The sequence below is a fragment of the Chryseobacterium camelliae genome, assembly GCF_030818575.1.
Lineage (GTDB): Bacteria > Bacteroidota > Bacteroidia > Flavobacteriales > Weeksellaceae > Chryseobacterium > Chryseobacterium camelliae_A.
Genome location: NZ_JAUTAL010000001.1, coordinates 3,576,136 through 3,590,268 on the forward strand (window position 1 = coordinate 3,576,136; position 14,133 = coordinate 3,590,268).

General features: G+C 42.5%; 14 protein-coding genes and 1 pseudogene. 10 read left to right on the top strand and 5 right to left on the bottom strand.

Translation table 11 applies throughout. The features are described from left to right. The first annotated feature begins 131 nt into the window (after nt 1-131). The 6 genes from QE404_RS16430 to tsaB all read left to right on the top strand — a co-directional run bounded on the left by QE404_RS16430 (nt 132) and on the right by tsaB (nt 4,175). Complete coding sequence (locus QE404_RS16430; RefSeq protein ID WP_307452310.1) at nt 132-854, top strand: LysE family translocator; 723 nt, start codon at nt 132-134, stop codon at nt 852-854. Then, nucleotides 814-1,749, top strand: a complete 936-nt coding sequence (locus QE404_RS16435) for a S66 peptidase family protein (RefSeq protein WP_307452312.1) — start codon at nt 814-816, stop codon at nt 1,747-1,749. Before QE404_RS16430 ends, QE404_RS16435 begins: the two co-directional genes overlap by 41 nt. A 2-nt stretch (nt 1,750-1,751) precedes the next feature. Then, a complete protein-coding gene (locus tag QE404_RS16440; RefSeq protein ID WP_307452313.1) occupies nt 1,752-2,102 on the top strand; it encodes a DoxX family protein in 351 nt (116 codons plus the stop codon). 115 nt (nt 2,103-2,217) lie between these two features. Beyond that, nucleotides 2,218-2,589 carry a YraN family protein gene (locus tag QE404_RS16445; protein ID WP_307452315.1) on the top strand — a complete coding sequence of 124 codons (372 nt, stop codon included), beginning with the start codon at nt 2,218-2,220 and terminating at the stop codon, nt 2,587-2,589. A gap of 93 nt (nt 2,590-2,682) precedes the next feature. Then, nucleotides 2,683-3,438: an SDR family NAD(P)-dependent oxidoreductase gene (locus tag QE404_RS16450; protein ID WP_307454005.1), complete on the top strand. Its 756-nt coding sequence runs from the start codon at nt 2,683-2,685 to the stop codon at nt 3,436-3,438. A 50-nt stretch (nt 3,439-3,488) separates the two neighbouring features. After that, on the top strand, nt 3,489-4,175 hold the full coding sequence (gene tsaB, locus QE404_RS16455) for a tRNA (adenosine(37)-N6)-threonylcarbamoyltransferase complex dimerization subunit type 1 TsaB (protein WP_307452319.1): 687 nt from the start codon (nt 3,489-3,491) through the stop codon (nt 4,173-4,175). Between the two features lie 52 nt (nt 4,176-4,227). Here tsaB and porW read toward each other — a convergent pair whose 3' ends face one another. The 4 genes from porW to QE404_RS16475 form a co-directional block, all read right to left on the bottom strand. Continuing rightward, nucleotides 4,228-6,834 (bottom strand): type IX secretion system periplasmic lipoprotein PorW/SprE, encoded by a 2,607-nt coding sequence (gene porW / locus QE404_RS16460; RefSeq protein WP_307452320.1) that lies wholly within the window; start codon nt 6,832-6,834, stop codon nt 4,228-4,230. Between the two features lie 85 nt (nt 6,835-6,919). Then, on the bottom strand, nt 6,920-7,474 hold the full coding sequence (locus QE404_RS16465) for a Maf family protein (protein ID WP_307452322.1): 555 nt from the start codon (nt 7,472-7,474) through the stop codon (nt 6,920-6,922). Between the two features lie 3 nt (nt 7,475-7,477). Continuing rightward, nucleotides 7,478-7,996, bottom strand: coding sequence for a KdsC family phosphatase (locus QE404_RS16470; protein WP_307452324.1), 519 nt, complete (start codon nt 7,994-7,996; stop codon nt 7,478-7,480). Then, a complete protein-coding gene (locus tag QE404_RS16475; protein ID WP_307452326.1) occupies nt 7,986-8,735 on the bottom strand; it encodes a Rossmann-like and DUF2520 domain-containing protein in 750 nt (249 codons plus the stop codon). Before QE404_RS16475 ends, QE404_RS16470 begins: the two co-directional genes overlap by 11 nt. A 292-nt stretch (nt 8,736-9,027) precedes the next feature. On the opposite strand from QE404_RS16475, the gene QE404_RS16480 reads away from it, so the two are divergent. From QE404_RS16480 to QE404_RS16495, 4 genes are all read left to right on the top strand, one after another. Continuing rightward, the gene (locus QE404_RS16480; RefSeq protein ID WP_307452327.1) at nt 9,028-9,579 is read left to right on the top strand and encodes an RNA polymerase sigma factor; all 552 of its coding nucleotides are present in this window, start codon (nt 9,028-9,030) and stop codon (nt 9,577-9,579) included. Nucleotides 9,580-9,596: 17 nt separating this feature from the next. Next, nucleotides 9,597-10,130 (top strand): hypothetical protein, encoded by a 534-nt coding sequence (locus QE404_RS16485; protein ID WP_307452330.1) that lies wholly within the window; start codon nt 9,597-9,599, stop codon nt 10,128-10,130. A gap of 7 nt (nt 10,131-10,137) precedes the next feature. Beyond that, complete coding sequence (locus QE404_RS16490; protein ID WP_307452332.1) at nt 10,138-10,644, top strand: hypothetical protein; 507 nt, start codon at nt 10,138-10,140, stop codon at nt 10,642-10,644. Nucleotides 10,645-10,757: 113 nt separating this feature from the next. Beyond that, nucleotides 10,758-11,777, top strand: a complete 1,020-nt coding sequence (locus QE404_RS16495; RefSeq protein ID WP_307452333.1) for a hypothetical protein — start codon at nt 10,758-10,760, stop codon at nt 11,775-11,777. A 33-nt stretch (nt 11,778-11,810) separates the two neighbouring features. On the opposite strand, the pseudogene QE404_RS16500 reads toward QE404_RS16495, so the two are convergent. Next, nucleotides 11,811-14,101 (bottom strand): annotated as a pseudogene (locus QE404_RS16500) (GH92 family glycosyl hydrolase). Nucleotides 14,102-14,133 lie beyond the last annotated feature (32 nt).

Here is a 14,133-nt window from a genome sequence, read left to right on the forward strand (position 1 = left end):
TTAATCCAATAGCAATAGTTTAAAGATCACAGTTTGTGGTCTTTTTTCTTTTCTTTTAATTCAAACTCAAAAGGCAGATTTAATTCAAATAAAAATATAATCTTTAAATTTGGCTTTGAAACAAATTATAAATGTTTGAATTAATAATTTCTGCCATCATACTGGGATTTATGCTGAGCCTGGTTTTCATAGGACCCATTTTTTTCCTGTTGATTGAAACCAGTTTTTCCCGAGGTCCAAAACATGCTTTAGCTCTTGATATCGGAGTGATTTCAGCAGACCTGTTATGTATTGTCGCTGCTTATTATGCAAGTGCAGACATTGTAACGCTGATTGACAAGCATCCCGGGTTTTACCGCATTACTTCCATCCTCATCTTTGCTTACGGAATCGTAATGATGGTCACCAAAACCAAGATGCACATGCACGGTGAGGAGAAATTTATCAGTCAGAATTACGTCAAGACGTTTGCCAACGGATTTTTCTTCAACCTTTTGAACGTAGGAGTCATTCTTTTTTGGCTGGTAACGGTGATTTCGGTACGAAATCAGTATCCGGATACCGGCAATTTTATTTTATATATCGGCATTGTCATTGCGACCTATCTGGGCATAGACCTTGCTAAAATATTTCTTGCCAAACAGTTCCACGATAAGCTGACCCAGAAACTGGCCAACCAGATCAGGAGAATTGTAGGCGGAATTTTAATAGTATTCAGCTTCTTTATCTTTTTACAGAGCTTTAAAAAATTCAACCAGTTTGATAAAAGGCTGGAAGAGGCTGAAAAGAAAGAAGTAAAATATCAAAAACACCATGAGCAAAATAATACTTCCGGAACCGTTAAAAAACGGTGATGCCATTGCCATTATCTCCCCTGCCGGTTCTGTAAATCCTGCGCAGCTGGAACAGGGATTGCAGATGATCCGTAACAGAGGTTTTGAACCTGTATTGGGAACACATCTTTACAGCCAATTCTCAAATGGGTATTCCTATGCCGGAACCGAAAAAGAACGGTTGAAAGACCTCAACAATGCCCTCAATGATCCAGATATTAAAGCAGTCTGGGCTTCCAGAGGCGGATACGGATGTCAGCACCTGCTCCGGAAGATAAAGATCAAGTCATTCAAAAACCATCCGAAATGGTACATCGGATATTCGGATAATACCGTGATCCAAAGCTATCTGATGAAGAAGGGCTATGCCTCTGTCCACGGGCAGACGGTGAAAACATCCAGCTTTGGGGTAACGGAAGAAAGCTATGATGGGATATTCGGTATCCTTGCCGGGAACCTTCCGGAATATACTCTTCTTCCCCATTCCTTGAACCGATATGGAGAAGAAGAGGGAAAGCTGATCGGAGGAAACCTTGCCTTGGTATATGCTCTTTTGGGAACGAAATATTCTTTTGATTTCAAAAATAACATTCTTTTTATCGAAGATATCGGAGAAAACTTCTATGCACTGGACCGTATGATCATGAGCCTTGAGCTTGCCGGCGTTTTTAAAAAGATCAAAGGACTGATCATAGGAGGCATGACCAATATGGGTGATGAAAAAGATAATCCGCAATATCAGGAAAGCTTTGACGGAATGGCTTACCGGATCATTTCTGAAAAGGTTTCGAGATATGGATTTCCCGTTGCATTCGGTTTTCCGAATGGGCATATCCGTGACAACAGGCCATTGATTATAGGCGGGCAGGCATCATTGAAAGTGGGAGAAACCGTTTCATTACACTTTAAGAATTAATCATGCTGTATTCAAAGTACATATTGGCATTTTTACTGGTAGCAGCCGGAATCATGCATTTTGTTAAGCCGCAAACCTACCTGAAAATCATGCCCGGTTATATTCCGTTTCACCTGCCTATGGTATACATCAGCGGGATAGCGGAAATGGTATGTGGAATCCTTCTCCTGTTCCCGGCGACCCAGAAGTTTGGTGCCTATCTTTGTATAGCTTTGTTCATAGCGGTGTTTCCTGCCAATATTGAGATGGCAAGAAAGTTCTACCTGATCCAGCACAAATACTTTTGGCTGACCGTTCTGAGACTGCCTTTACAGATCGTCCTGATCTGGTGGGCATGGCAGTTCCGGAAGTAAAAGAAGAATGAGGACTACCATCCTGTACTTTTCAAGAGAATACTGATCATAAAATTAACAGCTTAAAATAAACTCTCAAACTCAGGAAACCTCCTACCCTAAAACTCAAAAATCGATGGCAACACATAATGATTTCGGTAAAAAAGCAGAAAATCTGGCGGTTGAGCATCTTCTCAGGAACGGTTACAGGATCCTGTCAAGGAACTTCCGGTTCCAGAAAGCGGAAATCGATATTATTGCTGAAAAAGATGATTTAATTATTATCGTTGAGGTAAAAGCACGTTCCACAGATGCCTTCATGCTTCCTCAGGAGGCGGTTAAAAAATCAAAAATCAAACTGATCGTTTCTGCTGCCGACCATTATCTTGAAGAATACAACAGGGATCAGGAAGTCAGGTTTGATATTATTACCGTGCTTCCTGACGAGCAGAAAAATTTAGTAGTTGAGCATATCATCCATGCTTTTGATGCATTTGATGCGAATTAGCAGGTATAGCAATTTAATAATGTACCAATATAACAATGTAACCATTAAGGATATATAAATAAAAATGTTACGTTCAATTTAAATATAGAACTTATGAAAACGATATTAGTGACCGGAGCCACTTCCGGAATCGGGAAAGCAACGGCAGAGCTTCTTGCCTCACAGGGAAACAGAATCATCATCTGCGGGAGAAGGTCTGCTGTACTAGAAGAGGAACAAAAACGCCTATCTGCCTTTACGGAAGTCTTTTTTTTTACACTCAGGTTTGATGTGAGGAACCTTGAAGAAGTTGAACAGGCATTCGGAACACTACCTGAAGAATGGAGGACGATTGATGTACTGATCAACAATGCCGGCAATGCGCATGGGCTTGATCCGCTATCGGCCGGAAAAACGGAGGACTGGGATTCTATGATCGACGGTAACGTGAAAGGGCTTCTGTACGTCTCAAAAATGGTAATACCGGGGATGAAGGAAAGGAATTCCGGGCATATCGTCAACATCAGTTCAGTAGCGGCAAGGCAGACGTACGCCAATGGTGTCGTTTACTGTGCTACGAAAAAGGCCGTAGACGTTATTTCAGATGGAATGAGACTTGAATTGACCGAATTCGGAATCAGGGTGACTAATATCCAGCCTGGAGCTGTGGAAACCGATTTTTCGCTGGTAAGGTTCAAGGGAGACCAGGAACGTGCAGCCACCGTGTATGCAGGCTACGAAGCCCTCAAAGCTGAAGATATAGCTGATTCCATTGCCTACTGTGTGAATGCGCCGAAACATGTCTGCATTTCTGATATGACCATTTACCCTTCTGCCCAGGCAGAGCCCAGAACGATCTACAGAAAATAGTCTCAGAATAATGGCTTACATTTGCCTATTGTAAAACGGTTACATTTAAAATGAAAATATTATACCTTGAAACCTCTTCCAGGAACTGTTCGGTAGCTGTATCTGATGATGAGAAGCTGCTGTGCCTGTGTGAAGAAGTTTCAGAAAACTACAAACAGTCGGAGAGCCTTCACACTTTTGTCGAATGGGCGCTGGAAGGAGCCGGAATATCATTGAAAGAAATTGAAGCAGTATCTCTGGGAAAAGGTCCGGGTTCCTATACCGGCCTTAGGATCGGATCTTCTTCGGCCAAAGGCTTCTGCTATGGTCTCAAGGTTCCGTTGGTTGCTGTGAATTCAATGGAAAGCATGATAGAGCCTTTTTTAGGTCAAAACTATGACTTTATAGTGCCGTTGATCGATGCGAGGAGGATGGAAGTATATACGGCTGTTTATGATGGTACAACAGGACATGAGGTTTTCCCTACCGAAGCAAAGGTACTCGATGAAAATTCTTTTATTGAATTAAAGGATAAAAAAGTAGTCTTCGTAGGCGATGGAGCCAAAAAAGCCAAAGACGTGCTGCAGCTTCCGGATGCCGTGTTCAACGATACCATCTACCCTTCCGCGCAGTACCTGATCCGCAAAACACTGGAGAAAACCGGAAAAAGTGAATTTGAAGATATCGCCTATTTTGAACCTTTCTACCTGAAAGATTTTCATGGCGTCAAGAAAAAGAAACCGTCCGATCCGGTTTGACCTAAAAAATAGTGAATAAAAAAGGCGAAGATGATCATCTTCGCCTTTTTTATTATTGAGGTTTTGCAGGCACGTTGCCGGAATTCTGCATTCGCATCTGCTGTGGACTGTTGTTATTGAGGCCGGGTTTTTTTTGCTGGTTCGTATTGTTATTCTGCTGCACCGGAGGACCGTTTAAAACGGCATTCACATTCTGGGCGGTTCCCGGCTGGCCCGGGATCCTGTTTGCCTGCTGGTTCTGCGGCATCGGATTCCCCCTGTTATCCGTAGGCTGAAAGCTGAGATCACTTTTCAGGTAGTTGAGCATTTCTTTTGCCTTGACACCTTCCGGGGTTTTGGAATAGTTCAGGGCAATCTGTTCCAGCTGAAGGATCATTACCTCCTTGCCGCTTGATTTTCCGGCATTGAAAGCATTCAGCAGATATAGCTTCGGAACCATCGCATCTTTAGGGTATTTCTGAATCGTCTGGTCCAGGATATCCCTGCTTTCTGCAAATTTTTCGGATTCAAATAATGAATAGGCTCTTTTATATTCATTCTCAACTTCCGGAGATGATTTTACAAATGTACTGTTCTTGGGATTTCTTGCGAACTCTGCATAAGAAGTATACGGATAATCCTTCAGGAGGATCTGTTTTGCCCTTTCTGCTGCCTGTGGGTTCTTTAAATAATTCATGGCAAAGATTTCATACAGAGCCTGCAGCATTACTTTTTCTTCGGGCTTTACCTCTACAAGGTCATAGAGTGTTTTGGTGGCCAGCGGGGTATTCGTGAAGTAATTCTGGTACATAATTCCCAGTCCGAGCGAAGCGGTGTCACGGTCCTTTTTCAGCCCATCCAGTTTGCCGGCATCTGTAGGAATCTGCTCAATATAATAGGCAGGTTCATAACGTCTAGGATTAGGTGCTGCGGCTACGCCAAGTGCCTCGCTCTTCATGTCTTCAATCGTCGTCATCTTTTTGGAGTACCTCCAGTTATCAACCAGTGCCCGGTCTCCCCACACCTGTTTGAATGAGGAAGAACCCTTGTTCACGGTACCCGTATTTGAGAAATAAAACCCTTTGGCAGCAACTCCGAAATCCTCGAAAGAATTTGAGCTGTTGGCAAAGATCGAATTGGCACTATAGTCTCCTGTATCGAAGCCTTTATTTCTTTCTGCACGTCTTTTCTCCAGCTCCTCTTTTTCCTCTTTAGCTTTGAGTTTGGCAATGTATTTTGAAAAGAAGTCGGTTTTCTGGGCTTCGCTCATTTTGGCTAAAGCAAGAATACTGTCATTTTTCTTAATCAGGTAGTAGTTTTTAGAGATCTTTTTGATGTATAAGGCCTGATCCTGAAGAAGGATCTTGGAAGGTTCATACGTCATGACTGCCAGAGCAGAATCATAATAGCTTCCTGCACCGATGTAATCATTTTTATCCAGGTAGCTCTTCCCTATTTCGTAATAAGCCAGTCCGCGTACCTGAGGGTCTGAAACCTTTTCTTTCAGGGACTGCCTGAAAAACTGCTGGGCTTCATCTTTCTTACCGGCTTTGTTCGCCATTAATCCCAATGCGTAATAAAACTCGTTTTTCCTGGAAGCATAAGTGCCTTTACTGCTGATGTTTTCCAGATAGGCCCTCGCTCCGTTGTAATCCCCTGTCCCATTGAAGGTCTTAGCGATTTCGATCTGCGATTTTACTTCAAATTCAAAATCATTGGCATATTTATATGCGGCAAGGAAGCTTTCCCTCGCCTTATCGTTTTGATTGAGATTTTCAAGCACCTGCCCTCTCAGGAATGCGATCCTGCTTTTCAGCTTCCTGTCGGTATTCAGGTCAAAGGCACGGTCAAGCTCTTTTACAGCTTCCTGTTTTTTGCCTGCATCCAGTAGCGATTCAGAATAATAAATACTCAGCAGTTTATCCTGTGATTTATCTACCCCTTCTGCCCGGGTCTTCTCAAAGATCTCCTGAGCCCGGTGGTAATCCTTCATTTCATTATAGGCTACGCCCTGGTAAATTTTGGCTAGCGGAGCCCTCTTGTCATCCTTCATATGGGTGAAGACATAATTCAATGCATCCAGTGCTTCCAAAGGCTTATTCTGATAAATCCTCGATTGTACCAGGATCATGTAAGCATCAAAAATCTGTTTGTTTTTTTCTTCTCCGTTTTTGATGACCGAATATTTATTGATCGCCTTTAAGGCTTTTGCTTCTGCAATCTGAAGTGTGGATGCCCCCTTCTTTTCCGGCTGATTAGGATCCTGTGAAATGGAATTGCCTGCTGTAATCCCGGGTGCTCCCGGTCCTCCCGGCATTCCCTGTGGCATCTGCGGAGGCATTCCCGGTGCTCCCCTGCCGCTGTTATTGGCGGGCTGCCGGTTGTTAACTTCCGCCATCTTCATGGAATTTTCCGCAAAAGCGGCGGACTGTCCCAGGTCACTGCCCAGGGGCTGGTCTTCGTACGTAAGGATGGGAATAAAAGGTGCATAAAAATTATCCTTATGGTTCTTATCCCGGCTTTCAAATTCACTGTGTAATGCGTCTTTCGCATTGAACAGCGTATTGTAATATGTAGAAAATCCTTTCATGAATTTGGATCGCTGTTCCGGCCGTTTGGTTTTTGTGGCACAGGAAGCGACTAGGCAAAATGCTAAAAGGAAGAAGATATTCTTTTTCATTATTCAATATAACTCACTAATCTGCTTTTTATTATAAGCAGGTTGATAATTTTGTAAAAATAATAAAATTTATGTTGGGAAATGGTTATATTTCTTTGAGGATTTTGTAAACGAGATGGGTGGGCAGCCCCATAATGGTATAAAAGCTTCCCGTTATCTTTCTGATCTTGGCCATGCCCAGCCATTCCTGTATGCCATAGCTTCCGGCTTTGTCAAAAGGCCTGTAGTTCCGGATGTAATAATCCGCTTCTTCTTTAGAAATGGTATCCAGTTCAACTTCGGCAGCATCTGTCATGGTGATGGATTTTTCAGGAGTTTTTACCGTGATGCCGGTATATACTGTATGACTTCTGCCCGATAGCTGACTGATCATAGCCCAGGCTTCCTCTTCATCAGCAGGTTTTCCAAGTATGGTATTGTCAAAAGCTACTACTGTATCTGCAGTGAGGAGTACTTCATCAAGGGTAAGGTTTCTGAATGTACCGGCTTTCAGCTTGGAAAGGTAAGCAGCTGCATGATCTATGGCAATTCCCTCCGGGAGAATTTCATCACAGCTGATGGACACCACCTCAAAATCGAATCCTAATCCTGAAAGCAGTTCCTTCCTTCTCGGCGACTGCGAGGCTAAAAGTAATTTCATGGCTTATACGGATTGGGTGTGATCATCTTTCCATGTTCCCTGGACCTTCATTACCTGTTCGATCACATCGCGTACTGCACCGGTACCTCCGGGTTTTGGTGATATATAGTCTGCGATCTCCTTGATTTCGGCAACGGCATTCGGCGGACAGGCACCGATGGCAGAATGCTTCATGATATGCAGGTCCGGGATGTCATCTCCCATGGTGAGGATCTCCTCGTTTTTAAGCTTGTATTTTTTCTTGAAGTCTTCAAAATCAACCATCTTATCATGGGATTTAGGGTAATAGTCTTCAATGCCGAGATAACCGATCCTGTGTTTCACCATTTCGTCATTGCCGCCTGTAATAACGCCGATTCGGTAATTGTTTTTAAGGGCTTTAATGACGGCGTATCCGTCCAGTACGTTCATTACCCGGCACATATTGCCTCCCGGAAGCAGGTATACGCTTCCATCTGTAAACACACCGTCTACATCAAATACAAAGGCCTTGATATCTTTTAATTTCTCTTTATAGCTCATACATTTTCTGAATAGAATGATTCATTGTTTTATAGATTTCCAGGCTTTCGCCCTGCAATAGCTCCTCATGCAGTTCCAGGATCCTTCTGTCATTCCGTACCGCCGGACCTGTCTGTGCCTTTTTCGGCTCTACCGAGTGGATTTTCTGCACAGTTTCATCGATCAGCGGAAGGAAGTAATCAAAGGGGATTTCCTGGGAATCTGAAATCTCTTTGGCCCTGGAAAAAAGGTGGTTTACAAAATTGCATGCAAACACAGCCGTCAGGTGGATGTATTTTCTCTTTTCATAAGTGCTTTCCATAACATGACCGGAAATACGGGAAGCCAGGCCCGATAAAATGGTCAGGTCTTCTGCATTTTCTGCCTCAATAAAAAACGGGATTTCAGAATACTTCAGCTCTTTGGCCTTTGAAAAGGTTTGCAGGGGATAAAAGCTTGCTTTCCGGTACTGCCCTTTCAGGATTTCTTTAGGGAGAGAACCGGAAGTATGGGCAACCAGGCAGTTTTTTTCTTCTATTATGTCCGAAACACCTTCTACGGCATTATCACTGACACAAATGAGGTACAGGTCCGCTTTCTCAAGACGCTCTGTTGAAAAAGGGATATTCAATGCTGATGAAATGCTTTTTAATTCCTGTTCATTTCTTCCGAAAATCTGTGCAACAGGGATCTGACTAAGCATGAATGCTTTTGCAAGGTGAAAAGCCACATTTCCGGATCCGATGATTACAATTTGCATATAACAAAGATAATGTTTTCGCTTCAGTTATCAGTAGGGAGATATATGCTGTCTTTAATTCTTATTTCTGTAAAGTTCTCAGGCATAGCATTTACGGATTGTTTTAAAACGCAGAATGCAAATGCGTAGGTTTCAGGTCAACACGGGGTCCATGAAATTTCTGAGCTGTTGTGGGGCAGATGTAGCTATGGAAAGAGGGAGAATTCTTATATTTATCGGATATTGGATTAAAAATTGAATAAGTAATTTAACTTTCAGTTATTTTTGTAATCCAAAACAATGAAAGCATCTTATGAAGAGTAAGGACGCGGAGATTATTTCAATGATGCAGGACCCACGGACGCATGAAAAAGGCGTACGCGCACTCATGGATGCTTATCAGAGTAGATTGTACTGGCACATAAGAAGGATTATTGTGGACGCAGACCTTGCTCAGGATACTTTGCAGGAGACATTTATAAAAGCTTATCAGAATTTTCATCAGTTTAAAAATGATAGCCAGCTGTACACCTGGCTGTATAGGATTGCTACCAATGAAGCACTCCAGCAGATCAATAAACTGAAAAAAATGCAGAAGACTGACGAAGATCCGGATTATTATATGCAGAACCTTGTTGCAGATAATGTGGAAGGTGACGCAGAGGAGATACAGATATTATTGCAGAATGCTATACAAAGCCTGCCGGAAAAGCAGAAACTGGTATTTACCATGCGGTATTATGATGATCTGCCTTACGAAGAAATATCCAAAATAGTGGATATGTCCGTAGGGACGCTTAAAACCAATTATCATTATGCCAAACAAAAGATAGAGGAATATATAAAAGAAAATTACGAGAGATAATTTTTGAAATGACCAAGATGAAAGAGTTCGATATAGAAAAATTAGAACGTAAAAATATTTACAAAGTTCCTGAGGATATGTTTAAAAATATCCAGGACAACGTAATGAATGATGTAAAAGCACGCAGGAAAGCCCCTGTTTTCAAACTTAACTGGGCTTATGCGGCAGCGGCGTCAATTGCTTTGGTCTTTGGTGCTACATTTGTATTGAATTCAGGTGGAGATGATCCGGTGAACGATACAGCCAGTACCACAAAAAATTATGCAGCAGAAGCTGCGCCTGCCAGAGAAAGTGAACAAGCATATGAAGTATTACAATCTGATTTAACCTCTGTTGAAAAAAATAATCAAACAAGTGAAAATCGTGGAAATAATTCCGGCTATGCTCAAGCTGTGACAGATCAAAGCAATAAAAAACCACAGACAGTAAAAACTGTTTCCAAACAGACAGAAGCTCAGATGAACGAATACCTGGATTCATTTTCCAGCGCTGAAATAAGTGAGCTGGCTAATAATTCAACCCAGGATGTCTATCTGGATTTGTATAATTAAGAGGAACATGAAAAAAATATTATTCACGCTTTTTGTAATATACGGTTTTGGACTGAATGCCCAAAGGACGGATTATGACTGGAAGAAGATGGACCCAAAGCAGAGGAAAGAAATCATCAATAACCTGTCTCCTGAGGAAAGAAAAGATCTTCTTAAAAAATTCAGGAATAATATGGTAACCGATAATCTGGATATTGATGCTGAGGACAAAGCGGAATTTACCCAGCTGTATGATGAATACCTGGAAAACCAGAAACAGATCAAAAGCCAGTTCAATCCTAATTTTGATCCTGAAACATTATCGGATGATGAAGCAAAGGCCAAATTGCAGCAAAGCTTTGAAGTAGGACAGAAGTTACTGGATAACCGTAAAAAATATGCTGATAAAATGCAGCAGATTATTCCCTGCCAGAAAGTTCTGAAGCTGTTCCAGACAGAAGGGATGATGCGTGATAAAATGAATGAAAGGAAATCTTCACGGAACAATGCTACAGGGCCCAGGCAGAACCCATAATAGTTTATTTTTTTAATGTTGGACGACTCTCATCATTCGTATGGTGAGAGTCGTTTGATTTGTAATTATTCATTTCTGAAGGATTAAATCTTTTTTTTGCTTACATTAGGGATATGAAAAAAATAGGTATCCTTCTCCTGTTCTCCGTGATAGCATCTGCCCAGAAAACGGAAGTTATAGACCTTTCAAAATCTGTGAAAGACAGTAAAAATTCAGTCGGAAGCTTTACCGTGATAGATCAGAGGCCGGACCAGAAGGTGGGGTCAGTGATGTATCATGAGGATCCTGTACAAATCATGTTTGAACATACGGCCTCCCAGGATATCAAAGATTGGTTCTACAAGTATAATCCAGGAAAAGGCAGTAATGATATGGTTTTTTTATTGGAGAACCTTACTGTATCCGAAGACAGGAAGGAGAAATATTCTGTCGGAAAACTCGAACTTCGCGCAAGTACTTTTATTAAGAAAGACGACGGATACCATTTTGTGTACAGGAAAGATACGGTAGCCTCGGTATCATCCCGCAACACGCCATATATGGCACAGAGCCTGGCCAAGAAAATAACCCTTATTTTTACAGAGCTCCTGAAAACATCTTATACCAGAAATCCCTGGAACCTAAGCATCCAGGAAAATGATCTTCCCGATTATGCTTCCCTATTGCGCGATAAGCTTGATATTCTTAAAGCCGACAGCCTTAAAGAAGGGGTCTACAAAGACTATTACAGCTTTTTTACACACAGTCCAGAACCCGGTTTGGTCTTGCAGACCAATGATAAAGGTATTATTACCAAAGCAGTAAAAGGAGAGGAGAAAACTCCCATAAGGAATTTCTATGCATTTGTTTACCAGGGTGTGGCTTACAAAGTCATTCCTGTAGGGTATGCTGAAATTTTAAGAAATGATAAAGGACTTTTTATTGAGGCTAAAAAGGAAGAATTATTTCCGGCAAGTAATACAAGCTATGCCCAGATCGGTGGTGCAACCGGTGGATTGGTCGGTGGCCTGATTGGTGCAGTCATTGATGTCAGCTCATCAAAGCAAAGAAGAAAGCTTCCCGGATCTGAAGTATACATCGATCCGCTAACCGGCAACTATATCTTACCTGAAGATTTCGGTAAATACAGATAATCCTAAAAGAGACAGCCGGAAGCTGTCTCTTTTTTATGGTTGTTGGCTGGAATAGGAATATGGGAAATCTTTTTCGTCCGTTCCCCGCTGTTTGTCGGGCCTGTCAGTCATTTTAAACTTCAGGGTAGCACCTTTCATCAGTTCCTGATGGCTTAGCCAGTTCTTGGAATATGTGTGTCCGTTCATCTTCAATGACTGTACATATCTGTGATCCTTATTGTTGAGGTCCGCTTTGACCTCAATGGTCTTTCCGTTTTCGAGATGGATCACAGCTTTTCTGAACAATGGAGCTCCAAGCACATATTGGTCTGTTGCCGGGGTAACCGGATAAAAGCCAAGTGCTGAGAACACATACCAGGCTGAGGTCTGGCCATTGTCCTCATCACCGCAATACCCATCGGGAGTAGGCTGATACAAACGGTCTATGGTCTCTCGAACCCAGTATTGCGTTTTCCAGGGCTCCCCGGAATAATTATATAAATAGATGATGTGCTGGGCCGGCTGGTTTCCGTGGGCATACTGTCCCATATCAGCATTCACCATTTCCTGTATTTCATGGATGGTTGAGCCATAGTAACTGTCATCGTATGCCGGTGGCATTTCAAAAATAGAGTCCAGCTTCTTAGAAAACTCCTTTCTTCCACCCATCAGTCCGGCTAAGCCTTCGATGTCCTGAAATACGGACCAGGTATAATGCCAGCTGTTTCCTTCTGTAAAAGCATCGCCCCATTTAAAAGGATTGAAAGGTGCCTGGAAACTTCCATCGCGGTTTCTACCACGCGCCAGCTTTGTCTGCGGATCAATCACCTTCCTGAAATTCTGGGAACGCCTGTAATATTCGCCCCATTCAGCTTCTGGTTTTCCCAATGCTTTTCCCAGCTGGGCAATGGCGAAGTCATCATAGGCATACTCCAGTGTTCTTGCAGCATTTTCATTGATTTTTACATCGTACGGTACATACCCCAGTTTTTTATAGTATTCAATTCCAAGCCTTCCGGTAGCCTGTGGCCCTTCATTATTCGCCCCATGGAGCAGGGCCTGATATAAAGTTTCAATATCGTAGCCACCTGAGGCCTTTCACGTAGGCATCAGCAACTACAGAAGCCGAATTGTTGCCGATCATGATATCGGAATAGGAAGGGCTTGACCATTCCGGCAGCCAGCCGCCTTCTTTATAATCACTGATTAATCCTTTCTGCATTTCTACATTGATGCCGGGATAAACCAGATTGAGGAAAGGGTAGAGTGCCCTGAAGGTATCCCAAAAGCCTGTGCCCGCAAAACGGTATCCGGCTTCTGTTTTTCCTGAATACGGACTGTAATGCACCACTTTTCCGTTTTTATCGATTTCGTACATTTTATGCGGAAAGCAAAGCATCCGGTAGAGGCAGGAATAAAACGTCCGCATCTGGTCGATAGTTCCGCCGGCAACTTCCACTCTTTTCAGCTTTTCATTCCAGGCCGATTTTGCTTTCGTGTACGTATCATCAAAAGAATCTTTATTTAGTTCCCTCTGTAAATTCAGTTCTGCCTGTTCCAGGCTGATGAATGAAGAAGCAACCCTGAGGGTGAACCTTTTCACCTTTCTTCGTTGCAAAACCTACGACTGCACCGCAGTGATCGCCTGTGATCTCCAGTGCGCCCTGTACAAAATCTTTATCTTTCCATGCAGAATATCTGGTAAATGGCTTGTCTGCATAGATCACAAAATAGTTTTTAAAACCGGTGAGCTTGCCCCGGGAATACCGTGTTGAATATCCAGTAATCTTATTCTGTGAAGGAATAATAGTAATAGCAGAACCCCTGTCAAAAGCGTCCACAACAAACCAGGAGTTTTTAGAATCCGGATAGGTCAGGCGCAGCTGGGCTGCCCGTTCTGTAGGTGTGATTTCAGCCTTTACATTGTGATCAGACAGATAAACACTGTAATAATAAGGCTTTGATATTTCGGATTTATGGGAAAACCAGCTGGCTCTTTCATCTTCACTGAACCGCATTTTTCCTGTAATAGGCATGATGGAAAACATGCCGTAGTCATTCATCCAGGGTGAAGGCTGATGCGTTTGTTTAATCCCCCGGATCTTATCGGCATCATAAGTATACTGCCATCCGTTTCCGTTTTTACCGGTCTGTGGCGTCCATAAGTTCATGCCGTGCGGAACAGCTACAGCCGGATACGTATTTCCGTTGGACAGCGATGGTTTTGAAAGTGTGCCGATAAGCGGGTTGACCAGTTCTTCAGGATTCGGTACGGCATTTTCAACCCATTGCGATTTTAGGGCAATAAAAGAGAAAATAACAATAAGCAGGAGGTGTTTTTTCATTGATAAAAATGGATTTCGGCTTGTTTTAAATA

What these genes read in the sequence shown, in the direction of transcription:
- QE404_RS16430 (WP_307452310.1), top strand. Translation starts at nt 132, where the DNA reads ATGTTTGAATTAATAATTTCTGCCATCATACTGGGATTTATGCTGAGC.
- QE404_RS16435 (WP_307452312.1), top strand. Translation starts at nt 814, where the DNA reads ATGAGCAAAATAATACTTCCGGAACCGTTAAAAAACGGTGATGCCATT.
- QE404_RS16440 (WP_307452313.1), top strand. Translation starts at nt 1,752, where the DNA reads ATGCTGTATTCAAAGTACATATTGGCATTTTTACTGGTAGCAGCCGGA.
- QE404_RS16445 (WP_307452315.1), top strand. Translation starts at nt 2,218, where the DNA reads ATGGCAACACATAATGATTTCGGTAAAAAAGCAGAAAATCTGGCGGTT.
- QE404_RS16450 (WP_307454005.1), top strand. Translation starts at nt 2,683, where the DNA reads ATGAAAACGATATTAGTGACCGGAGCCACTTCCGGAATCGGGAAAGCA.
- tsaB (WP_307452319.1), top strand. Translation starts at nt 3,489, where the DNA reads ATGAAAATATTATACCTTGAAACCTCTTCCAGGAACTGTTCGGTAGCT.
- porW (WP_307452320.1), bottom strand. Translation starts at nt 6,834, where the DNA reads ATGAAAAAGAATATCTTCTTCCTTTTAGCATTTTGCCTAGTCGCTTCC.
- QE404_RS16465 (WP_307452322.1), bottom strand. Translation starts at nt 7,474, where the DNA reads ATGAAATTACTTTTAGCCTCGCAGTCGCCGAGAAGGAAGGAACTGCTT.
- QE404_RS16470 (WP_307452324.1), bottom strand. Translation starts at nt 7,996, where the DNA reads ATGAGCTATAAAGAGAAATTAAAAGATATCAAGGCCTTTGTATTTGAT.
- QE404_RS16475 (WP_307452326.1), bottom strand. Translation starts at nt 8,735, where the DNA reads ATGCAAATTGTAATCATCGGATCCGGAAATGTGGCTTTTCACCTTGCA.
- QE404_RS16480 (WP_307452327.1), top strand. Translation starts at nt 9,028, where the DNA reads ATGAAGAGTAAGGACGCGGAGATTATTTCAATGATGCAGGACCCACGG.
- QE404_RS16485 (WP_307452330.1), top strand. Translation starts at nt 9,597, where the DNA reads ATGAAAGAGTTCGATATAGAAAAATTAGAACGTAAAAATATTTACAAA.
- QE404_RS16490 (WP_307452332.1), top strand. Translation starts at nt 10,138, where the DNA reads ATGAAAAAAATATTATTCACGCTTTTTGTAATATACGGTTTTGGACTG.
- QE404_RS16495 (WP_307452333.1), top strand. Translation starts at nt 10,758, where the DNA reads ATGAAAAAAATAGGTATCCTTCTCCTGTTCTCCGTGATAGCATCTGCC.